At 51.1% G+C, this 26767-nt stretch carries 22 protein-coding genes and 1 other RNA gene; 14 read left to right on the forward strand and 9 right to left on the reverse strand.

Annotation, left to right across the window (positions count from 1 at the left end; translation table 11 throughout):
• Positions 1–30: 30 nt before the first annotated feature.
• Positions 31–1836, forward strand: a complete 1806-nt coding sequence (locus ACN0YR_RS03055) for a GTPase (protein ID WP_417847724.1) — start codon at positions 31–33, stop codon at positions 1834–1836.
• A 91-nt stretch (positions 1837–1927) separates the two neighbouring features.
• On the forward strand, positions 1928–3799 hold the full coding sequence (locus ACN0YR_RS03060; RefSeq protein ID WP_417847725.1) for an adenylate/guanylate cyclase domain-containing protein: 1872 nt from the start codon (positions 1928–1930) through the stop codon (positions 3797–3799).
• 109 nt (positions 3800–3908) lie between these two features.
• On the opposite strand, the gene ACN0YR_RS03065 is transcribed toward ACN0YR_RS03060, so the two are convergent.
• Complete coding sequence (locus ACN0YR_RS03065; protein ID WP_417847726.1) at positions 3909–4850, reverse strand: sugar phosphate isomerase/epimerase family protein; 942 nt, start codon at positions 4848–4850, stop codon at positions 3909–3911.
• A gap of 193 nt (positions 4851–5043) precedes the next feature.
• On the opposite strand from ACN0YR_RS03065, the gene rnpB reads away from it, so the two are divergent.
• An RNA gene (rnpB, locus tag ACN0YR_RS03070) (RNase P RNA component class A) lies at positions 5044–5628 on the forward strand.
• Positions 5629–5767: 139 nt separating this feature from the next.
• Here rnpB and ACN0YR_RS03075 read toward each other — a convergent pair.
• From ACN0YR_RS03075 to ACN0YR_RS03085, 3 genes are all read right to left on the reverse strand, one after another.
• Entirely contained in the window at positions 5768–6670 is a 903-nt protein-coding gene (locus ACN0YR_RS03075) for an LpxI family protein (RefSeq protein WP_145202568.1), read from the reverse strand.
• 158 nt (positions 6671–6828) lie between these two features.
• Positions 6829–7914, reverse strand: coding sequence for a UDP-3-O-(3-hydroxymyristoyl)glucosamine N-acyltransferase (gene lpxD / locus ACN0YR_RS03080; protein ID WP_417847727.1), 1086 nt, complete (start codon positions 7912–7914; stop codon positions 6829–6831).
• 280 nt (positions 7915–8194) lie between these two features.
• Positions 8195–9589: an RtcB family protein gene (locus tag ACN0YR_RS03085; protein WP_417847728.1), complete on the reverse strand. Its 1395-nt coding sequence runs from the start codon at positions 9587–9589 to the stop codon at positions 8195–8197.
• A gap of 555 nt (positions 9590–10144) precedes the next feature.
• Here ACN0YR_RS03085 and ACN0YR_RS03090 point away from each other — a divergent pair.
• The 5 genes from ACN0YR_RS03090 (at position 10145) to ACN0YR_RS03110 (ending at position 14742) form a co-directional block, all read left to right on the forward strand.
• A complete protein-coding gene (locus tag ACN0YR_RS03090) occupies positions 10145–11179 on the forward strand; it encodes a DUF1559 domain-containing protein (RefSeq protein ID WP_417847729.1) in 1035 nt (344 codons plus the stop codon).
• A gap of 481 nt (positions 11180–11660) precedes the next feature.
• On the forward strand, positions 11661–12209 hold the full coding sequence (locus ACN0YR_RS03095; protein WP_417847730.1) for a 4Fe-4S binding protein: 549 nt from the start codon (positions 11661–11663) through the stop codon (positions 12207–12209).
• 34 nt (positions 12210–12243) lie between these two features.
• The gene (locus ACN0YR_RS03100) at positions 12244–12816 is read left to right on the forward strand and encodes an NADH-quinone oxidoreductase subunit A (RefSeq protein WP_417847731.1); all 573 of its coding nucleotides are present in this window, start codon (positions 12244–12246) and stop codon (positions 12814–12816) included.
• A gap of 47 nt (positions 12817–12863) precedes the next feature.
• Complete coding sequence (locus tag ACN0YR_RS03105; protein ID WP_417847732.1) at positions 12864–13397, forward strand: NADH-quinone oxidoreductase subunit C; 534 nt, start codon at positions 12864–12866, stop codon at positions 13395–13397.
• Between the two features lie 97 nt (positions 13398–13494).
• Entirely contained in the window at positions 13495–14742 is a 1248-nt protein-coding gene (locus ACN0YR_RS03110; protein WP_417847733.1) for an NADH-quinone oxidoreductase subunit D, read from the forward strand.
• Positions 14743–15053: 311 nt separating this feature from the next.
• On the opposite strand, the gene ACN0YR_RS03115 is transcribed toward ACN0YR_RS03110, so the two are convergent.
• Positions 15054–16577, reverse strand: coding sequence for a BPL-N domain-containing protein (locus ACN0YR_RS03115; protein ID WP_417847734.1), 1524 nt, complete (start codon positions 16575–16577; stop codon positions 15054–15056).
• 116 nt (positions 16578–16693) lie between these two features.
• Here ACN0YR_RS03115 and ACN0YR_RS03120 point away from each other — a divergent pair, with 116 nt between their 5' ends.
• Positions 16694–17422, forward strand: coding sequence for a ribonuclease H-like domain-containing protein (locus ACN0YR_RS03120; protein ID WP_417847735.1), 729 nt, complete (start codon positions 16694–16696; stop codon positions 17420–17422).
• Positions 17423–17639: 217 nt separating this feature from the next.
• On the opposite strand, the gene ACN0YR_RS03125 is transcribed toward ACN0YR_RS03120, so the two are convergent.
• The gene (locus tag ACN0YR_RS03125; protein ID WP_417847736.1) at positions 17640–18302 is read right to left on the reverse strand and encodes a hypothetical protein; all 663 of its coding nucleotides are present in this window, start codon (positions 18300–18302) and stop codon (positions 17640–17642) included.
• A 448-nt stretch (positions 18303–18750) separates the two neighbouring features.
• On the opposite strand from ACN0YR_RS03125, the gene lpdA reads away from it, so the two are divergent.
• Complete coding sequence (lpdA, locus tag ACN0YR_RS03130; RefSeq protein WP_417847737.1) at positions 18751–20136, forward strand: dihydrolipoyl dehydrogenase; 1386 nt, start codon at positions 18751–18753, stop codon at positions 20134–20136.
• Between the two features lie 265 nt (positions 20137–20401).
• Here the strand turns inward: lpdA and ACN0YR_RS03135 are convergent, their stop codons facing one another.
• Both ACN0YR_RS03135 and ACN0YR_RS03140 read right to left on the reverse strand, forming a co-directional pair.
• Positions 20402–20824, reverse strand: a complete 423-nt coding sequence (locus tag ACN0YR_RS03135; protein WP_417847738.1) for an ATP-binding protein — start codon at positions 20822–20824, stop codon at positions 20402–20404.
• Between the two features lie 53 nt (positions 20825–20877).
• Entirely contained in the window at positions 20878–21234 is a 357-nt protein-coding gene (locus tag ACN0YR_RS03140) for an STAS domain-containing protein (protein ID WP_417847739.1), read from the reverse strand.
• A 289-nt stretch (positions 21235–21523) separates the two neighbouring features.
• Between ACN0YR_RS03140 and ACN0YR_RS03145 the strand changes: the two genes are divergently transcribed.
• From ACN0YR_RS03145 to ACN0YR_RS03160, 4 genes are all read left to right on the forward strand, one after another.
• A complete protein-coding gene (locus ACN0YR_RS03145; RefSeq protein ID WP_417847740.1) occupies positions 21524–21883 on the forward strand; it encodes a hypothetical protein in 360 nt (119 codons plus the stop codon).
• Positions 21884–21935: 52 nt separating this feature from the next.
• On the forward strand, positions 21936–22670 hold the full coding sequence (locus tag ACN0YR_RS03150; protein WP_417847741.1) for a hypothetical protein: 735 nt from the start codon (positions 21936–21938) through the stop codon (positions 22668–22670).
• A gap of 311 nt (positions 22671–22981) precedes the next feature.
• The gene (locus ACN0YR_RS03155; protein WP_417847742.1) at positions 22982–23230 is read left to right on the forward strand and encodes a CDGSH iron-sulfur domain-containing protein; all 249 of its coding nucleotides are present in this window, start codon (positions 22982–22984) and stop codon (positions 23228–23230) included.
• A gap of 511 nt (positions 23231–23741) precedes the next feature.
• Entirely contained in the window at positions 23742–24725 is a 984-nt protein-coding gene (locus ACN0YR_RS03160) for a GGDEF domain-containing protein (protein ID WP_417847743.1), read from the forward strand.
• A 95-nt stretch (positions 24726–24820) separates the two neighbouring features.
• On the opposite strand, the gene ACN0YR_RS03165 is transcribed toward ACN0YR_RS03160, so the two are convergent.
• Entirely contained in the window at positions 24821–26683 is a 1863-nt protein-coding gene (locus ACN0YR_RS03165; RefSeq protein ID WP_417847744.1) for an ATP-binding protein, read from the reverse strand.
• Positions 26684–26767 lie beyond the last annotated feature (84 nt).

Raw genomic sequence — 26767 nt, forward strand, 5'->3', positions numbered from 1 at the left:
GCGATCCCCACACTTTTCTGACATCGACGAATGAAAGATGACGACCTTCAGCAACTTGAACTGCTATCCACGCTGGACCGGCTTCGTCATCGCGTGACAACGTGGAGTTCTGTCCCGCTCCAATGGGAGCCAGCACTCCGTTGCCAGTCATTGATCACGCGTATTCTCAGCCGGGTTGAGACGCTGCAGTTTCGTTATGAAGCTCCGATTGTCGTCGCAACCTTCGGTGGGACTGGAACAGGCAAAAGTTCACTGGTGAATGCACTCGTCGGAGAAGAGGTTTCGAGTTCCGGTCGGGAGCGGCCGACAACTCGCAAGCCAAAGCTGATTGTCCATTTCGATACCGATCTGAAACTTCTCAATCTGCCACTCGACGACATTGATGTCGTCCAGTCAGAGGCCGATGTCCTGCGAGACCTCGTGATCCTCGATTGTCCAGATCCCGATACCAACGAGGATAGCGAGGCCGGAACAAATCTGGATCGGTTACGGAAATTACTTCCTTACTGCGATGTGTTGCTTGTCGTTTCTACACAACAAAAGTATCGGTCAGCTCGTGTTTCAGATGAACTGCTGGCAGCTGCATCCGGTTGCCGAATGATCTTCGTGCAAACTCATGCCGATCTCGATGAAGATATCCGAGCCGACTGGAGGTCCACACTCGTCGACCAATATCAGGTCCCCGATCTCTTTTTTGTCGACTCCCTGAAAGCCTTTCACGAACGACAACAGTCTCAGCATCCGACCGGGGATTTTGGTCGACTGATCGATTTGCTGACCTCGAAACTTGGAGCATCTGAACGTCTCCGAATTCGCCGAGCAAACATTGTTGACTTGCTGCAATCTGGCTTGGCTCGTTGTCTGGAGATGATCTCCAGAAAAGAGGACGACTTAAAAACTCTCGACGCGGCACTGAGTCAGCAGCGGGAGCAACTCAGTCAAAAAATGGCACAGCAGCTAAAAAAAGAACTGCTCGCCAGCCACGGATTGTGGGAACGCCGATTACTTTCCGCAGTCACCGATCATTGGGGACTCAGTCCGTTCTCGGCATGTTTAAGGTTTTACAGCGGTATCGGTGGGTTGCTGGCATCGCTCACGTTTTTTCGTGCTCGCAGCACTGCACAGTTGGCACTGCTGGGGACGATTCAGGGGAAACGCTGGCTGGATCATTTTCGTAGCGAGCAACGATCCGAAGAAACGCTTCAGCGAGTGAGTCAGTTCGGTCTCGATGAGTCGCACTTGCGCGAAGCTGAAATTGTGATTGACGGCCATGTCTCTCAGGCAGGGTTTGATTCTTCAGTGATGAGTGATCAATCACTCGATCAACTTCGCAAAGAGGCGGCGGCTGTCGAAAGTCAGTTTGTTGTCGATGCCGGTCAAAAGATCGACGAATCAATCGAAGAATTGGCGAGAAAAAATTCCAAGTTCCACGTGCGATGCTGGTACGAATTTTTGTTCGTCGCCTATTTAATCTTTGTGCTGTATCGTGTTGGCGCGAATTTTTTCTACGAGTCTTTCATTCTTCATCAGCCACTTCTATCGAGTGATTTTTATATTCCCGCCGGGCTGTTCTTGATTCTCTGGTCCGGACTTCTCGTTATCCTGTTGACACGCCGTTTGCGACGCGGGTTGCGTGGTTCTGTCGAAACGCTCGTCAACAATCTTGTTAATCGAAACCTTGAGAAAGGATTGTTTCCGCAGTTGGAACAATCGATTTTGCAGACTCGTCGTTGGGCAAATGACGCGAGGCAATTACAGACTGAGGTCTCTCAATTGAGAGATGAAATCGCCACGTCCCCCCACTTCGGAGCAAAGAATAACGACAAAGTTCCTTAGTTACGCACGTTCATGCCTTAAGCAAATGTATCCTCCAGAGTCAGTGTGCAATTCAGGTCATTACGTTGCTGAGTCATAGCCGTCCAGATTTATGTATTATCTGAACATCCAAAGTCTGAAAACTCCTGATTCATTACGAATCAAATTGAAGGAGTTACAGACGTTGCGGCTGGGACGTTCTACGAAAGCAGCTCTTTCCGTTCCTTGGGATCCCGCGATTTCCCGGGAACATGCAGATCTGACACTGACGGGAAAGGAACTGAAACTCGTTTGCCTGCAAGCAGCCCGAAACCCGGCAGTCTTCAATGGGAAGATTGCTCCGCATTTGATTCTGCAAGTCGGAGAAAGTTTTCGCATCGGATCAACGAGCTTCAAGCTTGAAGTTGAAGAGGTAACTCAAACTGTTCAAGGAGCGCTTACGGGGTCCTGCCAGATCGATATTGGTAACGGGCTGATTCAGTTCGATGCCATGGACGAGACAGGGAGCGCCGATTTGCTCGAGCAACATTCCTACTCTCCCGGCGAACTCAGTAATTTTTCATTTGGAGATGCGGATGATCGGATCGAGATGCTTTCGAAGTTGCCGCAACTCATCTCGCAGTCAGAGTCGGATGAGCAACTCGCCTACAGTCTCGCAAGCCTGTTGTTGAAAGCAGTCCCGAAAGCGACCGCGGTTGCTGTTGCTCAGTTTCCGGTCGACAAGCTTCCAAATGAATATGAAGTCGAGTCGGCATTTCCTCCGCCGCTGATGCTGAGAATCGATACTCGACATTCGTTCGATGGCATCTTCAGGCCAAGTCGGCGACTCATCTTGCGAGCTCTTCGCAATCAACAAAGCGTCATGCAGATCTGGCACGCCGGAGTCAGTTCCGCGAATTTCACATTGACCGAGGGGCTCGGCTGGGCGATTGTCACCCCGATCACTGGGAAGTCATGCGAAGGTTGGTGCCTGTATATTTCCGGTGCTGGCAGTGATGGAGCGATGGTCGTCACTCAGAAATCACTTTTGGGCGAGGTCCGTTGTGCTGAACTGATTGCACAATTCATCGGCTCTGTTCGGCAGGTCCGACTCTTGGAAAACCAAAAAACACGGATGGGCGCCTTCTTCTCTCCTCGAGTCCTGGAGAGTCTCAACAATGCAACTTCTGCCAATGCACTCAGTCCTGTTGAACGAAATATTGCCGTCTTGTTTTGCGATGTCCGGAATTTTTCCATTATGGCTGAGCGGCTTGAAGACGATCTGCTGTCGCTATTGAACAACGTCAGCGAAGCCCTCGGAACCATGACTGACGGAATTCTTGATTTCGACGGAACGATTGCCGATTTTCAAGGAGATGCAGCTCTCGGGTTCTGGGGTTGGCCCGTGCGAAATCCGGACAGTCCGCTTCTAGCTTGCCTGGCTGCTATCAGGATCTTTGAAGGCTTTGAGAAAGCGTCTCAACAGGCGGATTCTCCGGACCAAAAGTTCTCTATCGGAATGGGAATCGCTTCCGGACGTGCACTTGCCGGTCAAATCGGGACGACACGTCAATCGAAGCTGGGGGTCTTCGGTCCTGTTGTCAACGCCGGCTCACGGTTGCAGGGATTGTCCAAAAAGTTCGGGGTTCCCATCTGTATTGATGAAGCAACTGCACAGGCAATCAAAGGCCGTATTCCATGCAGCGTGGCTGTGACTCGTCGATTAGGAAACGTGATTCCGCTCGGGATGACATCTCCAATGAACTTGTACTCACTCGAACCAGTGATCCAAAATCAGCCGGCACAAGTGAATGAGTTCATATGTCAAACGTTTGAATATGCCGTTGATGCTGTCCAGTCTGGCGAATGGAATCAAGCCAACAAAATTCTGGACACCCTCCCTGAGACCGATGGCCCAACGATTTTCTTAAAGCAGTTCGTCAGTGAACAACAAGCCACGCCGTCCAAGCATTGGTCCGGAACCATTGAGTTCGACACAAAGTGAAAAGAGTCTTGCAGATCAGGATTCGCACTTGTCCCTTCATCGCTGAAGCCTGACCCGCAGCGGGCTGTAAGGTTGCGAAATGAAAAGATGGCGGGTTGTGATAAGGCATTTAAACTGTGATTTCATTCAGCACTTTTTTGATATACGCAATTTCCTCAGCCGCCGCCTTCTCAGGTTCACGAAGGATGTTCCAGTAGTCCGCAGGCATTCCTTTGAATGGATTGACGTACTCAAACGTTAGCGGACCATCGAACCCATCCGCGACCGCTTGCTTCAGGAACTTGTCCCAACGGACATCTCCCTGCTCAAGCGACGTCCATTCGTAGCTGAAGTCTCCGCGCGGAAGATACGAAAAAGTTGGATCGTCATGCCGCTTCACATTCTTCAAGTGGAGAACATCAATCGCCCCAGCGAGTTTTTTCAGTTCTTCCATTTCCTTAAGCCCCTGGAAATAGGCGTTCGTCCCATCGTACGCGATCCCCATTCGGCAGGCGTCAGCCACTTCACTCTTCATGATTAGAAGCTCGGCAGCACAGGAAGTCGTGGTGTTCTCATTGTTTTCAATGAGAATTCCGACTCCAAGGTCCGCTGCAAATTTGCCGACCTCTTTGAGTCCATCGACCGTTCGAGCAAACGCTTCTTCTTCCGTGAACGGCTCGTTGTTGTAGCTTTCTGTCGTGTTGTTGATCGCGCGGACCCACTCGATTCCAACGTCAGCAGCCAGTTGTACAAACTCTTTGAAGAGTCTGCGGCAATCCTCTCCAAGCTTCCCTTTCAGGTTCACCGGACTTGGGACGTACAAGCAGATGATCGGGACGCCAAGTTCCTCGCAGCGACTTCGAAGTTGTTGTCGCGCGGTTGGCCGAATTTGTCGCGGTCCAAGCATATCGTAGCCAAACGCGGTGAGTTGTTTCTTCGGACCGCCCGGGATATCGATGGTCATCCCTCGCGCATCGACTGAGTCCCAGCCATATTCTTTTGCCCATTCCAGAACCTGAAAAATTCCAAATGGATGCTTCCAGCCAATCGATCCGTAAAGTGCCGTTTGCATAACTCGATCTCAATTCGCAGGGAAATAGTTCAACATAAAACGTTATCACCATCAGGTCTTGACCACCAGCAAGGCATACGTGTCGCCTGTTCTATAGGTGACTCTGAAGGAGATTTTGGCTGGACGTTTCGAACCTTCCGCGTTGAATGCTGCTCTATGCAATTGGATCTCGAATTGGCATACTTCTCTTTCCAGAGTGGGCTGAGTGATCGCTGTTGTTTTCGCGCGAGCGCGAAGAGAGCAGAGGAAAGTCCGGGCTCCGTAGAACACGGTGGTGGGTAACGCCCACCGTCCGCGAGGACCGGGAAAGTGCAACAGAAAGCAAACCGCCGATGAGTGGTCAGGAGTTAGGATTCAGGATTTAGTGTATTGGGGTAAGTCTTTGGCGAGCAGTCTGCGAATTCAAGAAAGTGAAGTCATGCGAGTGATCTTTATGAGTGCGACAAGTGTTGAGAATGCGAGACAAGCCAGGTTGCTCAAACCGCAAGCCATTCCAAGTTTGAGAGAGTATTGAATCCCAAATCCTAACTCCTGCCGCAACAGGTAAGGGTGAAACGGTGCGGTAAGAGCGCACCGCGGGGCTGGTGACAGTCCTGGCATGGTAAACCCCACCGGGAGCAAGACCAAGCAGGGCGAAGTGTGTCGCGGCAACGTGATGCGCACGTAGCTGTTCGCTGCGTTTGACGTCCGGGTCGGTCGCGTCGAGGTGCTTGAGCAATCAGCACCCCAGAGAAATGATCACTCCCGACAGAACCCGGCTTACAGGCCCACTCTGGATTTTTTAAGTGACAATTCACGTTCTTTCTTTGGGACGTGCTCGCAGCGACTCAAGCGAATCGCTATCGGTTTTCACGTTCGGCCTTGTGTCGACCAGCTTACGTAGTTGTGAGAGAGAGCCCCACAGTCACCAAAATGCTTTAAGCGACGGCTCGGAGTTTTAGTTCTTCGGCTTTGATAGAGACGATGGCGATTCCCAGTTTGTCTGCGAGTTTCAAAACTTCGGGCTCGTCGAGAATGATGGTCATCCCGGATTCGATGGCCAGGACGCGGGCGCCGGATTCTCGCATGGTTTGTAACGTTTGAAGTCCAATGGTCGGGACATCGAATCGCATGTCCTGGTTTGGTTTCGCGACCTTGACGACGGTCATTCCGCCACGGCGACAGAGCGTGCCTGCTCTGCGGATGCACAGGTCGGTCCCTTCAATCGCTTCGACTGCGATGACGGCTGTGTCGTTGACGACGATTGACTGGCCAATATCCAGTTCACCCATTTTCTTGGCCATTTCCCAGCCGAAATGAATATCTTTCCACTGTGCGGCTGAAGGGTGTTTCTTGGTGAGGAATCCGTGTTTCACGAGGATCTCCGGGCAAAACTCTAATGCGGAGCGGAAATGAATCCCGTCCTGCTCAAACTCGCGGATCACCGCGAGCAGGATGGTGTCGTCTTTTTTGTTCGCAGTGTGTCGCACCCACATGACGGCGGTTCTCCAGTCAGGCCAGAGACGCCATAATCGAAAGGGATCAAAAAGAACTTTCTTTTCGACCTTGCCCGCCATGACTGCTTGGGTGACACGTCGTTTTTGGAAGTACCGAACCGCTCGGCCAATCCGCGCCAAAGGGGCAGTGCGATAGTGATCACAAACGTCCGCCAACTCGTCAGAAGCCATTCCCTCGATGCCAATACATTGCACCGAGAACCCTTGCTCCTTCGCTGTTTTGGCAAAGACAATAGGGAATCGCCCCCAGCCAGCCAGAAGACCAACCCGGTCTCCTGGGCGAGGAGGGATCGAAAGGATTCGTTCTCGATACGAGTCCGACATAGTTGAGCTGAAATACTAAATGGAAAGTGACGGGATAATCTTTTCGTACTAACAAACTCCGCTGAAGGATATGTCGCCTAAGTGAGCAACAACAATTTCAGGAGGCCTGAGAGTCTTCTTCAATAGTTCTTCGTTTGACAAAAATAACGCTGCAGTGATTAAGCTGCGGATTTCGATCGGGCAGGTTCATGTTGTTCTGCCAACTGTTCCTGAAGCTCAGCAAGTTGGTTCGTAAGGGCTTTGACCTGTTCGCGAAGCTCAGGAAGCTTTTGCAGGCTGAAGTGATTTCGAATCGCTTCTTTTTCGTTGATTGCAGGAGTTCCGTGGAAGGTTCCTGCAGCAGGCATGTCCCAGGCCACGCCTGCCTTTCCTCCGAATTTTGCGCCGGAGCCAATCTTCACGTGATCGACAACTCCGACCTGCCCGCCCATTTGGACGTAGTCACCAATTGTGCATGAGCCCGCAATTCCGACTTGCGAAGCGTACGCATTGTGTTTTCCGATCTGGCAGTTGTGGGCAATCATGACCTGATTGTCGAGCTTGGTTCCTTGTCCAATGACAGTTGCACCAATCATGCCTCGGTCGACAGTGGTCACAGCTCCGATCTCGACATCGTTCTCGATGATGACAGTCCCCGTGTGCGGAATTTTAACGAATCCACCATTTACAAACCGGTAGCCAAATCCGTCTGCACCGATGACGGCTCCGGCATGCAGGATAACTCGGTCTCCGAGGGTGACGTTGTGGTAGAGGACAGCGTTCGCGTGAATGACACAGTCGTCGCCGATCACGCAGTTGTCATGAATGACCGCGCCGGGGCCAATTTCGCAGTTGCTTCCCAAGACAACATTTTTACCGATGTAAGCATTAGGGAAGACGTGGCATCCGTGACCAAACTGGGCTGTTTCATGAATTTCTGCTTTTGCAGAGAGGCCAATCGTTGAGCGTTCAGGCAACGGGCGAAAACGAAGCATGGCCTCAATGAAGGCGGCTTGCGGCTCGTCGACAAGAATGAAATTGCACTCCGAGCCTTGCTTTCTGGCGTGTTCGGCAAGCTCAGGAGTAGTAAGAATCGCTCCGGCAGACGAGCTGAAGATTGCCCTAAGTTGTTTCTTTGAATCAAGATATGAGAGGTCTGATGGGCTCGCGTGTTCGAGAGCTGCAACATCTGTAACGCTCATCTCGGCGTCACCTTGAATGCTCCCGTTCAGTGATTCAGCGAGTTCTCGTAGTGTGAACGGCATTGTCCTGCGTCCCTGCAAGCAGTCTTTTTTTGGTAGTCTGGCATCATGCCGGGTCACTTCTAGGACAATCCGCATTCTGAGGCAAGAGAAATTTTCGCAAACGGGGACTGAGCGGCACTCCTTGCTTGTCCGACAGGGGTTTCGGATACAAATCGGAAGAGGCTGTTGCGGTTTGGTGGATTCACTTCGAGCAGGGGAAAACTCGTTCCACCCCGCTCGAAGCTTCATCCATTTGAAAACGTTTCCGAGGCAGAACGTAAAGACTGATGTTGGGTTTGCTTTAGTCTTCAGGTCGGCTTCCGTCTCCGCACATTTTGACGATCAAGGGATCGAAACGTGCGATTTTCGTAACGAGATCGGTTTGCGCGTTCATGACGTCCTCGATGTTTTTGTACACCATTGGAACTTCGTCTGAGCCGGCGGAAATCACGTGAACTCCTTGGGCTTTCAAGTCTGTCCGGACTGACTGGATCCGATACATCGAATTCGCTTTCTTGCGAGACATTACTCGACCGGCTCCGTGAGAGGCCGAGTGTAATGATGCCGCGTTCCCTTTTCCGCGGACGACATACGCGGGCGTTGCCATTGATCCCGGGATCACTCCCAGAACACCTTCACCAGCTGGGGTTGCCCCTTTTCGGTGGACAATGACTTCACGACCGTTGTGAACTTCCTTCCAGGCAAAGTTGTGATGGTTCTCAACGCCTCCCAACACGCTCGCACCCGCAAGTTTCACGACGTTGCGATGGATCACTGCATGGTTCGCTGAGGCGTAGTCCCCCATCAAGTTCATGGCAGCCCAGTATTCCTGACCTTCCTGAGTATCGAGTTCCAACCACGCCAGACGACCGACGTGTGCGTACCGTCGCGGCAATTTCTTGCGAGCAATCGCACTGTAAGTTGAACAAACAGCATGTCCGGTTCCCCGACTTCCGCTATGGCTCAGCAGGGCGACATATTCACCGGGTGCAACTCCGATTCCCGCTTCCTCTTCGGTGATCGTTAACAGGCCGAATTCGACAAAGTGGTTGCCAGAACCGGAAGTTCCGAGCTGATTCCAGGCTTTGTCTTTACTTTCACGCGTGATCCGGCTGATGGTCCAGTCCTGATCCATGACGTCATGGTTCTTTCGTGGCTTCCAGGCTTTTCCGGTCCCAAAAACCGTTCCTTTTTCAAGCGCGGTCGTCAGTTCACGGCGTCGCTTATCGTCTGAAAGGAAATCGGTGGGCAAGTCGAGGACCGAAAGTTTCATTCGGCAGGCGATGTCGACTCCGACTGCGTACGGACAGACAGCCCCTTCGAGAGCCAAAACTCCACCGATTGGTAGGCCGTATCCGAGGTGCGCATCAGGCATCAACGCCCCGGCCACCGCGTGCGGCAGCGAACAGGCTTCTCGCATTTGTTTGTGAGACATCTCGTCAATGAACTCATCACCCCAAACTGCGTAGTCGACAGGCGTTGATGGTTCGATCTCTTCGACTTCTGAGAAGGCGTTGGCGAATTCGCCGAAGTGTTCATCGTTCAGATACTCTTGCGGAGCTGCGGCGACAGCGATCAAACGTTGCTTTGCGTCCTTCCCTCGCAATCCTGCTTTCACAGCGGATTGGATTCCCTGCATCGCTTCCAGCGTGCAGTATTCCGGGATTCCTAATTTTGAAAGCTGCTTCCGATTCATCGCTTCATCCTCACGCGTCGTCAATTTCAATGTTCTGTCGAATATCGACACATCGATATGGGAACATGTTCGCTGCTGCACCTGTGAAACCCGCGACGGGATGCAGAACAGAGCGGCTGCTGTTGTAGGGAGCCAGCGATCGAGAGTATCAGGGAAGAACCCGGGTTCGTGATGTTGTGTAGTCTTCCCTCTCCCAGATGTTCGAAGCTCGTATCTTCAGGTGCATGGGGAATTCTACGTCAACCAGAGCATTTTGGGAAAAGCGTAATAGTGAAGAACACTGTCTCGCGGAAATGGGCGAACCATTAGTGGCTGAGGTTTGATGGGCTTTTCAGAAACTTCAAAATATCTCCAACAGTGTCTACTGGTCGAGCGTAAAACGTTGAACTGGATTCCGTTTGCGGCTGCGGAAGAGGCCTCCTGAATTGTCGCGATCGCTTGATCGTGACTATTCTGAGTGCGGTACAGCTTGTAGTCTGTCTGTGTGCATTGGGAATTCTTTCGCCTGTTGAATTGCAGGCATTCGTGAATTTCGTGACCGAAAAGGAGCTCCGAGTGAAAAAGCAGCGCGGGTTTACTCTGATTGAACTCCTCGTCGTCATCGCAATTACAGCGATTCTGATTGCATTGCTCTTGCCCGCGGTTCAGCAAGCTCGCGAGGCAGCACGTCGAACGGAATGCAAAAACAACCTGAAGCAAATCGGATTTGCGATTCATAGCTACTACAACTCTTTTGAAACACTCCCCCCCGGTGTTGTGAATTCGACCGGCCCGATTGAACAGACGGCGGAAGGCTACCACCACAGTTGGCTGGTTTCGATTCTCCCCTATCTTGACGAGTCGCTGCTGTCTGGAGCGATTGATGGAGACCTCAGTATTTACGCCGAGGCAAACTTGCCGCCTCGAAAAGTTTCGATCCAAACGTATCTCTGCCCGTCCGATCCTGCATCAATTTATTCGCTTCCTGAGAATCAAAGCGTTGTTCTCAGCAGTTATGCTGGAAATCACCATCACCGTTCCGCCCCGATCGATACCAATAATCATGGGGTTCTGTTTCTGAACAGCCGAGTCCGATATCACGAAATTTATGATGGGGCGACACACACTCTCATGGCGGGTGAAGCCAAACGTAGCCCGGAAGATCTCGGTTGGGCATCGGGGACACGTTCATCGCTGCGCAACGGCGGGATCCTGATCAATCTGACCCCAGAAGGCTCACGTTATTATAACGATATGACTTCCGAACCGAACGAAATTATCCGCGCTGAGTACGAAACGTTGATGGGAGAGGGGTATGGTGGTGGTGCCGGATACGGAATGAGTGACGATGAATCGCTTGACGGGTTTGGCGACGAGGAAGGGGGGGAAGGAAGTGACGACGAGAAAGCTTCAAATCAACCGCGACCTCCGACTCCAGAACTGGTTTCGCGTCTCGCTTTCGATCCCGGTGGCTTCGGGAGCCATCATATGGGAGGAGCCCAGTTCTTACTGTGTGATGGGTCTGTCAGGTTTCTTTCAGAAAACATCGACGTCGCAACATATCGGCGCCTGTTTGACCGTGCCGATGGCATTGAGGTCGGAGAGTTTTAAGGCACCTTCGCTATTTTCTGTGCGAGTGACATTGAGCTCGCGACTGCATGGGCTGCTCGCCACGAGAGAACACGAAGACTGTTGTTGAAATTGCATCCAGGCAGGCGGATGATCTTGAACGAAATAGATCTAAGACTCCTCAGGTGATGTGACACATCAACGAGCGTGCCATGCTGCTTAAAGCTTGTAATATTCAGAGCTTGACAAGGGATGAGATGAATTTTCTCGAAGTCCATTCCCTACTTCGGGAATGGTGCTAATCGGGTGAACAGGCTCGGTTGCGAGAGTCGCTGATCGACCTATAATGCTTTGCACACTTTGAGAAACGCTAGCAATGCTCCTTCGAACCCTTGTTGTTTATTGGGGTTACGATTTTTTGTTTGGGTTTTGTTAGGCTCATGAGTTGGTGGCAATTTCGATGCCCTTTGGGGTGTTGTCGTTTGCCATGTTTTCGTCGAACCGCCAGACTTGCGATAATATCATGCTGAACTGGTTTCGAAACGTGTGGAACGCCGTTTCCACCGTCTTGAGAGGGATGTGGGTGACGCTCTTTACAATGGGAGCGACCTACGATCGTAAAGCTTTTGCACAAATCTATGAGTATCCGGAAACGCCAGTCCCGGTGAAGGCACGTTATCGTGGATTTCACCGTTTCGACCTGACGACCTGTATCGGTTGCGAAAAGTGTGCGGTTGCTTGCCCGGTTGACTGTATCTACATCGAAAAAGAAAAAAGCCCGGTCGGAAAAGGTTTCCGTATCGATGGGTTCACGATTGATTACACGAAGTGTATGTTCTGTGCCTTGTGTGTTGAGCCATGCCCCGTCGATTGCATCTTTATGGGGTCGAATCACGATCTTAGCTGTTACAGCCGAGATGGTTGTGTCGTCGACTTCGCGAAGATGCCACTGCAAACTGCGTGGGGGCAAGCCACTTTGAATCCGGCGGTTGTTGCAGAATCCAAGGTTCTGTACGAGCCAGTCTGGGTGAAGGGCGAGCCGAGTCCCTTCGAGTATGCAGAATCCGAATAATTATCATTTTTCGTCGACAAATCACGGTTAATCCATGACGGACCTGACGCTTCACTTTCTCTTGTTCATTCTCGCTGGAACAGTTCTCGTAGCTGCTCCAATGTTGATCGGTCGATTGGTACGCCCGTTCTTGCCAACTCCTGAAAAGGATGCGGTCTACGAATGTGGTGAGCCGACCATTGGCTCAAGCTATGTACAGTTCGACATCCGATTTTACGTCGTGGCGTTGCTGTTCATTATCTTCGACGTGGAAGTTGTCTTCTTCTTCCCTTGGGCTGTCGTCTTCGGGGGAGCAACTCAGCTTGCTGACTCACGTTTGAGCGAAGCGGCTCGAAACAATCTGACAGACAAGTTGCTGAACCTTGAGCCAGGTACAACTGTTGCCGAGACCGCCATTGCTTCCGCAGATGCCTTACGGCTTGCCTGGACAGGTTTTGCAGACATCGCTGTTTTCTTCGGTGTGCTTCTTGTTGGCTTTGCGTATGTTTGGAAACGTGGTGACCTGGATTGGGTCCGTGCGATGGTCGAGCAGGCGAAAGCGGCTAAGGCTCAACCGAAAACACATACGCTCGTTGAGAAAAAACACGAAACAACTCTCGCCTCCTGACCTAAAGAACGTCATTTTACACGTTCTTTCAATCTTGGTTCGAAGCTATGACACCTCAGGAAATCTTCGACGCACTGACAGAAAAATTCGGCAGCGATTCTATTGTCGCATTGAATTCGGAAACGATTGATCCCTGGATTGAAGTTGCCGCCGGATCGATTGTCGACGTCTGTTCGTTTTTGAAGACCGAAGACAAATTCAAGTTTGAGATGCTCGCCAATCTGACTGGCGTCGACTATCTGGAAACAGATCCCAAACTGGCAAAGAAATTTCCGTACGAGCCGCACGTTGAGGTGGTGTACCACTTGTTGAGCATCTCGCTGAAGCATCGAGTGACACTCAAGGTGCTCCTTCCTCGCTGGAAAGATGACCAGGAAGGGAATCTGCCAGAGGTTCCTTCAGTCGCTGGCGTCTGGGGTATCGCGGACTGGCACGAACGTGAAGCCTTCGATCTGGTCGGCATCAACTTTCTGGGGCATCCAAATCCGCTCCGCATTCTTTGTCCGGACGACTGGGAAGGTCATCCACTCCGCAAAGATTATGAATTCCCTCTGGAGTACCACGGAGTTCGTGCTAAGTAGTTGATCCTGCCGATTGGGTAATTTCAACAACTGATTACTGCAACAACATTTCCTACCGGCTCAACCTGTTGAGACCTTTGAAATACTGAGACTGGCTATGGCAACACAACTTGAAGATCAGCGAATTATCGAATTCGATGTCCGTACGGACGAGATGCTGATCAACATGGGACCGCAGCATCCAAGTACCCACGGTGTGTTGCGATTGTTGCTGCGAACTGATGGTGAGGTCGTGTACGAAGTCACGCCACACATCGGCTACTTGCATCGCTGTGCTGAAAAAATCGGTGAGAATCTGGCAGGGGCTCAGTGGGTTCCTTACACCGATCGAATGGATTATCTCGCCGGGATGAACATGAATCTCGGGATGTCGTTGGCTTTTGAAAAGCTCGTCGGCCTGGAGGTTCCTGAGAAGGCTATGAACGTTCGGCTGATCATCGCTGAGCTTGGACGTATCGCCAGCCACCTTGTTGGTATGGGAGCTTATGGGCTCGATCTCGGTTCGTTCAGTCCGTTTCTTTACGCCTTCCGTGAGCGGGAAATTGTTCTTGATCTGTTTGAAGAAGCCTGTGGTGCTCGGCTGACTTACAGTTACCTGACGATTGGGGGAGCAACCCATGATCTTCCCGGGATGATCGAAATCCCACCGGGGCTGGCCTCTTTGACTGGCAGAGACCCTAAGCTGAAATTGCTTTGGACCGATGCTGTTTTGATGTTCATTGAGTGGCTCGAAGATCGCATCAAGGAATACCATATCCTGCTGACGCGTAATGCGATTTTCATTAATCGTACGGCTGGGCTGGGTGCGATGTCCGCTGAGATGGCGACTGATTACGGCTGTACAGGGCCAGTCCTCCGAGGAAGTGGAGTCGATTACGACTTGCGTCGCGATGGTGAAGAGATTTACACCCGCATGTACGAAGGTTACGACTTTAACGTGATCTCCGCCCCGTTTGAGGGTGAAAGTGGTATCCCAAGGCAGGTCATCATGGGCGATAACTGGTGTCGCTTCTTTGTTCGCATGCTGGAAATTGTCGAGTCCATCAAACTCCTTCGACAGGGCATTGAAAAGTACCCACACACAGAAGGTGAGTATCGTGTTCCGTTCAAAATGAACACGAAGCTTCCGGTTGATGAAGTCTATCTCGAGACGGAATGCCCACGTGGACAAATGGGATTCTACCTCGTTGGCGATGGTCAAGCAGAGCCATTGCGTGCACGGGCGAAAAGCTCCTGTTTCTGTAACCTTTCCGTCACAGGTCCCCTCTGTGAGGGGGTTCTCCTCGCAGACGTCCCGTCAATCGTGGGGTCGCTCGATATTGTGATGGGTGAAATCGATCGGTAGAGAAGTTGTCACCTGCTTTCACCCAGTTGTGGTGCAGGTTTCGAGCGAAGATTCCGCTGCTTGAGCGGGGCTCGTTCGTTGATGTCCCGGCGGAAGCTTTTCCTGCACGTTTCTGTGAGCAATCTGTCCGTTTGTCGAATGGCAAACGGGTTGCGAGGTTAAGAGCAGTTTGCTCTACCGTTTGCCCGTGAAGAACGCAGTTCGCTAGTAAAAATGCTGTTCCCCACGAGGCAGAACCTGCAAGCCAATTCGAAAGATGCTCCAGCAGGAAACTGATCGGAATCGAGTCCGGATTCGTGATGGCTGCTTCGCTATTTCTCTTGTGGTCGAACGTATTCGATGGCGTCGAGAATTGCAGGTTCAAGGCCGGGTGTCGCTTCTGGGTGAGGGCTGATGCAGAGAACTCGACCTTTACCGTACGGGGCGGTGATGATGGCGGGTGTGTCGATCATTGTCCCTTTTTGTGGTTCGTATTTTGTGACTTCAGATCGAAACCAGGCGAGTGCAGTGAAGTCTGGGAGGCTTGTGTTCTTCCCTTTGCTGACGATGGGGCCGTTTTGGTATCGCACCTTGGTGAGGTCAGATCGATTGAAGATTGGCTCAGCAGATTTGTCAAATTCTATCTCAACTTGACTGGCTCCTCCTCTGTACCACATTGATTTGCGGCCGACTCCGGGGATTTCGATAGTCTCGTTAAAGACAGCTGAGTTGATCATGTTGAGAGACCAGGTGTAATGGGATGAACATAAATACGCCCCCGCACAGACTCCGACGACGCCTCCGCCATCTTCGCCAAATTTGCGAATTGCATTCCGACCGCTCTCGCCAATCGCTTTAGCCTGTTTACTGCCGCTTCCTCCTGGGAAAAGAAGTACGTCGAACTGGTTGAGGACTTGAGGGTTCATGTCGGCAGGCCCAATTTGTGTCATGTTGAACTGGTCGTTCGTCTTGAATAGTTTGCTGAAGTTGTTGATTCCGTTCTCGGTTGCCCCTGCTGAATCGTACATGCCGATCTGGATAACTCTCGCATCTTTCGAAGGTGCGACTCGATGGCTTTGGTCCTGATCGATGAGACCAATTTTCTGGAAGAGGGTGGAAACCATCACGCGGTGTTGACGCGTTCGAAGTGAGAGTGGTTGATCCTTGAATGTGGTCTCCAGAATAAATCCGCTGATGTTCAGCTTCTCCTGACAGGCGCGGATCAGGCTTCCATTGACCGCACCAGACTTTGAGAGCAGCACGATCTTCCGGTCTTCGTCGGTGACTGTTTTGTTGACAGCCTCATGCATTGCGTTGGCCAGTTCTGTGCGATCATTCGATTTCGCAAATATAATGCTCGACCCTACAGACTTCGGATTTGCGATGTGGAAGTCGAACCCTTCGTGTAAGTCGACCACGTAATCTGGCTTGGTGAATTCCACCAACTCCCAGACATCCGTGGCTAATGAGGTTCGTGGGGCAGGGTTCGCTATCGTTGGAAAGTTTCGGTTCAAATCTCGGAGCGGTCTGTTATTTCGCTCTGGGGGGAACCATCGCATCTCAGCGGTAAGTCCCAATCGATTAACTTTCGGAACGACAATTAGCTTGCCTGCGTTGATGTCCCAGTGTCGGATTTGCTCCGCAGCGGCTGCTCCGGCAGGTTCGTTTCCGTGGATTCCACCTGTCACCATCACAGTTGGGCCCTCTTTGCCGCTGTCAATTGTGTACCATGGTGTTTCCCAGATCGTTCCCTTGCCAAGTTGACCCGTTGGCTTGTCGCTTGCTTGCGTTGAGGAAATGAGACCCAAGATCAAAGTTGTAAAAGCAGTCAGCCTCAGCGTGGAATTAGATCTCATGGCAACTTCGACCTGTTCTCTTCACGGAATGTGACATGTTTTCATTCAACTGAATGAGTGCATGTCACTCGAGTGGGCTCAAGTATTTTCTTAGTGTTAAATGTAATCGAATTCTTATGAAAAAACAGATCGCCTTCGATATTGAAACTGCCAAGGATATTCCCGGGGACGGCTTCGACTGGAAGCCACACCGTCCGTTGGGGATCTCCTGCATCGCCACGCTTCAATGTGATCAGGCAGAGCCTGAGGTTTGGCACAGTCTTGAACATCAGGCGGGTGAGAAGAATCAGCCCCGGCCAGCTTCCCGGATGTCGCAGGTTGATGTGGCATCGTTCGTGCGGCATTTGATCGGGCTAACGCAGCAGGGCTATTCCATTCTCACTTGGAATGGTCTCAGTTTTGACTTCGATGTCCTCGCTGAGGAGTCCGGGATGTTTGAAGAGTGCAAGCAGCTTGCGCGTGAGCACGTCGACATGATGTTTCATATCGTCTGTGAGAAAGGTTTCCCCGTCGGTTTGGATGCCGCAGCGAAAGGCCTCGATGTTTCTGGGAAGCTGTCAGGTGTTGCCGGAGTTGAGGTTCCGAAGTTGTGGGCCAGCGGAGAGTACGACAAGGTGCTTGAGTACGTGAAGCAGGATGCTCGTATCACACTTGAGGTAGCACAGAAGGCAGAGCAGAATAAGAAGTTTCAATGGAAAACTCGCAAAGGGACCATCAGCTCAATGCCGCTTCTCAGAGGGTGGTTGACTGTTGAGGATGCCTTGGAACTTGCAGAACCGGACACTTCATGGATGACTGCCCCAAAAGGGCGAAAGAGTTTCTTGGCTTGGATGGACGAGTCTTGAACGAGAATCATTGCAAAAAGCACGGTCTGATCTTTGATGAACAGACCGTGCTTTGAGTTGCTGTCGGTACTTTCCGTGGCTGGGGTGCAGGACACGCACATCATTTCAAAGAAGGTTTAGCGCATCTTACGAATTGGTTTGCAGGTACTGCCTCGTGGCGAACAGCTTTTTATCAGAGAAATGCGTTCTTCATGGGCAGACGGTAGGGCAAACTGCTCTAGAAGCCGATTCGAATTGATCCGTGGTTCCCAACTGGAATTTTGACGGAGCGATCCGGTCTGTAGCTTGAGTTTCTTGGGATTAGAACTGGTCCAGGTTGAGGCTGAGGAACTGGAATTGCTCGTGGCGGAGTACTTCGATGGTGATGTGAGATTGGACGGACTTCGTCTTGGAGGTGGGCGAGTGCATCTTCGATCTTGGCGATCAGCCTCAATGCAGTTCGCACATGGGTTCGCCCAACGTGCTGAGTCTCGGGAGAGAAGACGTATCCGCGACCGTTGTATGTCGTTCGGTGATGTTCATTTCTGCCGCGAGCGAAGTCGCTGCCGTTCAGGTGTCGGGTAAGCGTTGATAAGTTTCGTTGTACAAGGTCTGCCTCGCGAGCGATGGTGAGGTCAGAGCTTTCACGGAGTATCGTCCGTTCCAGTTTTTGCAGGGATGTGAGAATGACGTCAGCATCTTCGAGGAGATGTTCGTAGTCGTGAGAATCGATGAAGTCGTCGTGGAGTTCCCAGCGAAGTTCGCGAGCATCAACGTAGGCGGAGAAGACGACATCGTCGAGGTGGCGGTATCGAGCATTGTGCTCAGATGCTTGGGTGGTTGATCCCATTAGAGTGAGCAATGCGATTGAACTTGCGATCGTTGTCATCTTGGCGAACATGGCTTTTCTCCTGATTGAGTGGTCACTTCGATGTTGAAGTGCGTAAACCAGAATGCGAGATGCGCGCCAAAAATCGGCAAAAATTGCGTGTTGTTTCGTAACTAGTTTTATAGATGCGGCTTACGGTTTCTTCGTCGGTGAAATGTGTGCGGGAAGAGTGTTGTCGTAATGATTTCAAGGACGTGTTTTGGGATCGTTTTGATGACGTTTCGGCAGTTTAGGTAGGCAAGTTGGCGCATGGCTCGTCTTGTAGGACGGATCTCCGGAATCTTCGAAGCGGCTCTTGGTTTCGGTAATCTCGCCACGCTGGGGCTCAATTTCAGATTCGTATTGAATTCTCTGTGTGGGTTTCTGGCGAAGTATTCCAAAAAACCTTATCAAGGAGGCAGGCGTGCTCGGATTGAACAGCTTTTTCTCTTAGCGATTTTTTGAACTTATTGTGACTGTCATGGCGAAATTTGATCTTGTTGTCATTGGTGCTGGACCTGGCGGATATGTGGCTGCGATTCGAGCAGCTCAGCTTGGAAAGAAGGTGGCAATTGTTGAGAAGGAGAAGCAACTCGGCGGAACCTGTTTGAGAGTGGGATGTATCCCGAGTAAGGCGCTTCTGGAGTCGTCTCACTTATATGAAAATGCCCAGGTCGGCATGAAAGAGCGTGGCGTTACCTTTTCCAAGGTGCAATTGGATTTGGCGGCGATGATGAAGCACAAGTCCGGTGTCGTCGACACGCTGGCGGGTGGTATCGACGGGTTGATGAAAAAGAACAAGATCGAACGGCTTGTCGGGCATGGGAAATTGTCGGGCAAGGGGCAGGTGACGATCTCTTCGCGTGGCGAGGAAGTGCAGGTTGAAGCTGATCAGATTTTGCTGGCGACTGGGAGTGTTCCCGCTTCACTACCCGGGATGAGCATCGATGGCGAATACGTCGGTAGCAGCACGGAAGCCTTGAAGTACGACGAGATTCCGAAGCAGCTGGTCGTCATTGGTGGAGGAGTCATTGGGCTGGAACTGGGGACTGTTTGGCGGCGACTCGGTTCACAGGTCACTGTTCTTGAGTACATGGATCGAATTCTCCCCGGTCTGGATTCTGAGATTGCCAAAGAAGCCTTGAAGCTATTCAAGCAGCAGGGGCTCGAATTTCAGTTGGGGGCAAAAGTCACCGGTGTGAAGATTAATCGCAAAACTGTTGACGTTCTGATTGATGGGCAGGAACCGCTGCGGTGTGAGAAAGTGCTGATGGCTGTCGGACGGCGACCAAATACAGGCAGTCTTGGGTTGGAAGAGGCCGGCGTTGAAGTTGATCAGCGAGGTTTTGTGAAAGTGAACTCGCAGTATCAGACAAGTGTGCCCGGGGTTTATGCTGTCGGTGATTTGATCGGTGGTGCGATGCTGGCTCACAAGGCTGAGGAAGAAGGGATTGCCTGCGTTGAGCAGCTTTTCTCTTCATATGGGCATGTCAACTACAATGCAATTCCCTCGGTCGTTTATACAGATCCGGAAATTGCATCGGTCGGAAAAACTGAAGACGAACTCAAAGAGTCCGGAATCGAATACCGCAAGGGGGCCTTCCCGTTCATGGCGAACGGTCGTGCGCGTGCGAGTGGACACCTTGAAGGGAAAGTAAAAATTCTGGCAGATGCAAAGACGGACCGCGTTTTAGGGGTTCACATTATCGGTGCGAATGCCGGTGAGTTGATCGCAGAATGTGTGGCGGCCATTGAGTTTGGAGCAAGTAGCGAAGACATCGCACGAACCTGCCATGCACACCCAACGCTCAGTGAAACGATCAAAGAAGCTGCCTTGGCGGTCGATAAACGAACGATCCACATCTAAGGCAATGAGGTTTTGTTGAGAGCAAATCCCGTTTTGATCTTTAAGTTCTGTTAAAGCATTTTCAATTCAGGTCGTGCCCGTGAAGTTCACTTTCATGGCTTCATGGACTGCTCGTTACGAGGTCGAACGAAATGACCAGTATTGGATTTGCTTAATGGGGTTTGCTCTACCGAGTGGTCGTGTAGAGTGTGTTCACCGGCAAACTTGCTGTGCGCCACGAGTTAAGAAGGGTGGGGCGAGTTCTGGAACTGTTTGAAGCGGACGATTATTCGCTTTCAACCGTTCGTTTTTTTTCGAGTGTGACCCGGTTTCCAGAATCGTTGTACTCGATGTTCGTCATGAATGCTTTCATGAGCATCAGGCCACGGCCACTCGGCTTTTCGAGATTGTCGTCGTCTGTCGGGTCGGGAACATCGTTGATATCGAATCCCGGACCTTCGTCCTCGATGATGACACGGACCAACTCTCCGTCGTATTCACATTTCACGAAGACATTCTTGTTGGGATCCATGCCATTTCCGTGTTTAATGGCATTGACGATCCCTTCTTCGAGCGCAAGCTTCACCCCGAACAGGTCCCTGTCAGTAAAGCCAACCTGCTCTAACTGAGTGAGAATCCGTTCCTGCACCTCATGACCCTGGGAGGTATCACTCGGAATTGTGACTTCAAATTCAAAGGCATCAGCCATGAAGGGATGGCCTGCTGTGAAGTGAATGCGAGAATAGAATAACCGTACCGCGTTTAAAAACCTGCGAGCGCGGATTCCTGATCGTCGTGAATATCAAAGAGTTTGTTCAATCGGGTGATTGCGAACACTTCGTAAATGTCGGGGCGGATGGAGCACAAGCGAAGCTTGCCGCCTGCGGCCTTAACTTTTTTATCCATCGTAATCAGCTTGCCAAGTGCCGCACTGGAGAGATACTCGACGGCTGTGAAGTCGAGCACAATTTTCTTCCGGTCATCTTCTTCAACGAGTCCAAATAATTGATTTCCAATCATTTGGATATTGTTCTCGTCAAGGATCTTCTTGTCGACGAACTTCGCGACGGTCACATCACCAATTTGCTCGATATCGAGACGACGTTGTCCTGCGGACATAATCTACTTCCTGCAGTTTTGTCCTGTTTCATCCGGCAGATGTTGATCCGGAAACGATTTTTTAGGGAACAATCTTGCTCTCTAAAACTCATTCAGGAAACAGGACGAAGAAATAGGAGTATTCACAAACGATGCGGAATCGTGCATCACTTTCCAATTGACGTGGATTTGATCATCATGGCTACCCTCGGCGTTGTCAAGCGAATCGAGACACCAGACATCCCGGTTTTTATTGATGCGAGGTCAGAGGTGCAGGTCTTATGGCCTATTCTCGGCAGGAGCAGGACTTATGAATTCAATGACTCCAGGTAACAGGAGTGGCGAGCCCAAGAACTGGCCGCTACCGCGATTGATCGCATTTTCCTCGATGATGCTCACAATTTCGAGTCTTCTCCTCTTTGTCATCACTGGTCTGGTCGTCAACTATGCAGGTCCCGACTTGGGGGATCAGTCAATGCTGATGCCTTTTTTGGGAGCAGTCCTGTTTGGCGGATCGATAATGGCATTGCTGGGGCTGGTTGCTGGTCTGGTTGATTTGGTAAAATCCCGAGATCAACGTGGGGTCAGTGTCGTTTCAGTGGTGGTCAACGGGACCGCCTTTTTGTTCGTTGTTTCAATTGTAACGATCGGGTTTGTCCGTCAGTTTTGAACTGACTCATCCTTTTGTTTCGTTGCCTGTTTGGATTTCTGAAAGCGTGATCATGATTAAGTTTCAAGCCTTATCTGTCGTTGTCTGGTGTTGTGTCGGCCAACTTGCCTTGGCTCAGGCTCCAGTTGCTGTGGAAACTGTCGCTCCACTCGACGACATCGTTTTTGAAGTCAAGACACAGGTCGAGGTGTTGTCAAAGTCACTGGAGGATTCGGACGGTTACGAAGAGAATCGTCCGAAGCAGATTCGTCAATCGTTTGGGCTATTGGCCTGTCTCGGGCAAGCATTGGCTGAACATCAAGATGCGAGTGAATCGACGATTCAGGGGGCTGCTTTGCGAGACGCAGCGTTGATGTTCAAAAAAGACAGCAGCTTGGACGATGCGAAAGCTGCTTTTGAAAAGGTGAAGCTGGCTCAAGCAGGTAAGGCGACCGGAGAGGCAGCTAAACTGCACCCTTGGAATAAGCTCATCAACATGCACCCGATGATGGAAGAGGTCAATTCTCGAAACGGTGCGATCCTGAAGGTGCTGCGACGACCTCGCGGAAAAGAAGGTGAACCGGTCCACGCGACTACCTGGGCAATTCTCGGGTTGGCAATGAAAGCTGATACACACGAAGTGAAAAACGAAGCGGATCTCCCGAAGTGGCATAAGCATGCGGATGATTTTATTCACGCTTCGACCAAGCTGGCAGAAGCGATTCGTGCCAAGGATAAAACCGAAGGGCGAAAATGGTTTGATGCAGCGAACAATTCATGTGATGCCTGTCACGAAGTCTTTCAGTAACAGAGTCGTTTGACGGCACAGCGGTCGTTAAGCATTCTTGTTAGAGCAAATCCAGTACGGTCTTTTTGTTCTGCCTCTTGGCGAGCAGCCTGTGAAGTCATGGAGATGACCTTCGTGGGTACGGCAAACATTGGGTTTGCTCTAATAATATTTGTGTGTGTCTGTCACTGTGGATCTGCAGCTGTGAATCTGTGGCTGAGCAGAGTGCTTCTCTGTTGTTGATCGCTCGATTCCATGTGACAAAACGTGTCAGCTTATTTCAAAAATGCTTTGGCATTTCTCTTTCATTAATTTCATCGAAACGATTCAAAATGTCTGAACTCCCAAAAATTGCTGGTCGTCAACCTGCGAAAGTCATGCTTGAGGCTGGCAAAAAATATGCCTACTGCACCTGTGGCCTGTCAGAGAATCAACCGTTTTGTAACGGTGCTCACAAAGGGACAGGGTTTAATCCCATTGTGTTTACAGCTGAGGCAGACGGAGAAGTCAAGCTGTGCCAGTGTAAACAAACTCAGTCAGCACCTCGTTGCGATGGGCAACACAATTGCCTGGAGTCGTAGCGCACGGTATCCCTGAGTGACGTATCGCTGAGTGACGTATCTCTGTGCGCCGTTCCAGGTATGGAGGTTGCTTTCTCGCGGTTAGTTCGAATTGGGAGTGGTGTTGTTTTTTTGCAACGCCCTGAGCCCCTTCGGACCACCCAGATTTTACGAATCGTCCTGCCGAATCAGGCAGGCGATTCTTGAACTGGCGTTGGTGTGATTCAGCATCATTTGAAGTGTTGATATGGGCCGTGTTGCCGGTGTTCACCATTTTGAAATTCTTCAGCAGAACTCGAAGAATTCCTGTTTTTCTTTACGCTCTCCGTTCGTTCTTGTCTTACAGTTTTTATGCAATAGCGGGTTTAGCGCTTCATGGCCTCTGCTTGAGAGAGACTCATGCGTCGTCGGAGAGACAGGGCTCGCCAGAGACGCGATTGTCTGAGCTTCATTGAAAAAATTATTGAAAATATGCGTCAGTGAATCTTGGGCAAACGTAATCTCAAAAAGACATTGATTGGATGCGAAAGCTATGTTGGAACGTGAATTTAGATTGACGCATGAGGGCGGGACTAAGGAAAAGTCACGTCAGTTTTTGCACACACAACTCGTTGGAGATGTGCTGACCACTGTTGATTTAGACGAGCATCGTTATTTGATTGTTGTCGACGGGGTAGGGGCGATTCTTGGAGTTGTCGAAACGGAAGAGCTTTTAAAGAAGGTCGCCTCACCTGATCCGGTGGAGCGCCGCCGGTGGTATGAAATGCCACTCGAGTCGACAATTAGTGCCCGGTTGGATTCTTATTCCCCAGACCCTCGTCAGCAGCAGTCAGACAGTTCGAATCTGCCCAATGAATTTTTTGGAACCACCATCTCCACGGGAGATGATGATCTGGCTGCCATCTTCTTGGAAGATGAACTGTATCTTCGCTGGAGTTCGGTCAAGCAGATTTTACAACACGCACTTGTCGACCCCGTAACAGGGCTCGCCAATCGGATGGTGTTCGAGCGACGACTTGCCGAAGAGTGGCAGCGGTTAGAGCGCGTTCCCAGTTCCATTTGTGTCATCCTGATCGACCTCGATTACTTTAAGTCTGTCAATGACCAGTTTGGCCATGCAGTCGGAGATGTCGTTCTGGAAGCTGTTGGGAAAACATTACAGCATAAACTCCGTTCATACGATTTGCTCGTTCGATATGGGGGAGATGAATTTGCTGCGGTTCTGACAGGGTGTACTGCATCTCAGCTGGCAATTCCCGTAGGACGCATCCAAAGTGGAATTCGGAACTTGAGCTTAGAGGGTTACCCGGACCTTCCAGAGTTATCACTTTCTGTTGGAGCCGTCACGTTTCGTTCGCAGCACCAGGCAGAATCGATTGACGAATTGATCTGCATCGCAGACGCCTGCTTGTATCGTGCAAAGGATCATGGTCGCGGATGTGCATTCCTCTCTGATCTTTCCAGTGGAGACAGCACGCCTGTTCATGTGGACTCACTCATCCAGTCAATGGTCTGAGTTGTGAATTGTTTGGAATCGATCGCGACAAAGACATTCACGAAGGTCAGCGATACGGTGTAGCGGTACGGTGTGCTTTCTCGTGACGCGTCAGGTCAGTCTTCTCTTCCCCAGAGGCATTCTGCGATCCATTCCAGATCCTCTTGTTGTTGGCGGCTGGCTGGCTTGGGAGTTGTTGCTCCAGCGGAATTCAGAGCGTTTACAACGATCAGTCGGGTGACGCTCGATAATGGAGTTCCCGGTGATTTCGAAAGAGTTCTCGAGATCATCGGGTGATTTCGATTCAGGATCACTTCGTTCTGTCCACTCGGGGCATCTTTGAGGTGGGTGTCAATGAGTCGTTGAAAGCCTGTCGGAATGTCGCCTCTCTGCTTTAATTCGTCAAACGACTTCGCGAGTTCATATCTTTCATTCAGAAACGCCATGACTGGTTGATCCTCTCGGAAGGAGCCGATCAGAATTTTTGCATCGACATTTGAAAGGAACTCCATCCATTCTGCAGGAGCGTCTTCAAGTTCTCGAACTCCCAGGATCGCTGATGCAAAATTCGGTGCGCTCGGGCTGGCGATTCGTAGATCGCTGACAAGCCCGGATTCAAAGTCATCCGCCAGGCTGTAAGCCAGCAAAGACTCTTCGAAGCTGCGGAACGTGTGCACACAAGGAGCGGAGTGGCCGGAGAAAAGTGTGTTGACCCATTGTTCCTGACGGCGGTCAGTGTTGTACCAGACAACCCGATCTGCTTCTTCTTCGTAAAGTGGGTCTGCATCAGAAAGGTTGAGGATCTCGTTGATGGTGAGCGGACCATGCGACGTTGGGAAACGGTACGATGTTTTTAAAATTTCTCTCAGACGACGGCTTTCAAGTGCCGCCCCAGCCATCGAGTAACGATGCCAATTGACGATTGATTCCATCCGCTGAGGATCGTTATCGCAGAGCTCTTCGAAGTGTCGAAAGAGGATGTCTTCAAGTGTTTCCGTGACAATCGAAAAAGCTTTATTGCGGACAAGATCCTCTCGACTGGCTGTCGGGGAACATCCATGAAGTTCAAGGCATCCACGAAGAAATGTTGCCCATGGCGGGAGCAACTCTTTGATTTGTCGGGAGATCACCATGCGCCGAACGGTGACCATCACGGACGCAGAATCACTGAATCCCGGGATACGTTGCGGGCTTACGTACAGTGCTCCGGCAATGGGGATGGGGGCTTCCACGCGGATCGGAATGACGTCGAGTGGTGCCTCGTCGAAGTACGCTTGCAGTGCAAGTTCGGTTGTTTCCACATCTTGCGATGGTTCAAACCAGGCTGCGTGAATGACGTTCACTCGTGTTTGTGAGCCATTGAGATGAATCGGAATTGGTAAGAAGTCGGCATGCTCTTTGATCGCAGATTCGATGGTCTCTTCGTTCTCTGCAAGAAATTTGTACTCCGGTTTGAGGACCAGGGTGACGGTTGTGCCCGGGGTCGGCTTGTCGCTGACGGAGAGTTCGATTTCTGTTCCCGGTCCTGCTTCCCAGCGGACCGCTTCGTCTGCAGCTTCGTTTCGGCTTTCGACGATCAGCCGATCTGCGAGCATGAAGGCGCTGAAGAGTCCAACTCCGAATTGCCCGATCAGATCTCCCTGATCTCCACCTTGTGAGAGGTGCGGCATCGCTTCGCCACGTTTGATCAAACCGGTGATTCCTAATCCGAGTGTCCCCAGATAGTTTTCCGCTTCTTCCGGGGTCAGCCCGATACCGTCATCGGTGAATGTCAGGATGCCCGCCTGGGCATTCTGAACCACATCAATTCGCCCCTGGAATTCGAGATCACGGCGCCGTCTGCGCATGATGGCGTCATGAGAGTTTTGAAGCAGTTCACGAATTGGAGTATCGTGTCGGCTGTAAAGGGAGGCCCCCATGATGTCGATGATTCCAGCGATATCGACTTGGAAGGGGATATTGCGTTGCCACTCAGACATAGTTGTATTTAAATCCGGTACAGGAAAAGATCACGAGGGTGGAAGCATGCACATTAGTGGATGCGTCGTTAGTCAGGGGCTCTT

The organism is Thalassoglobus sp. (genome assembly GCF_048270125.1).
Lineage (GTDB): Bacteria > Planctomycetota > Planctomycetia > Planctomycetales > Planctomycetaceae > Thalassoglobus.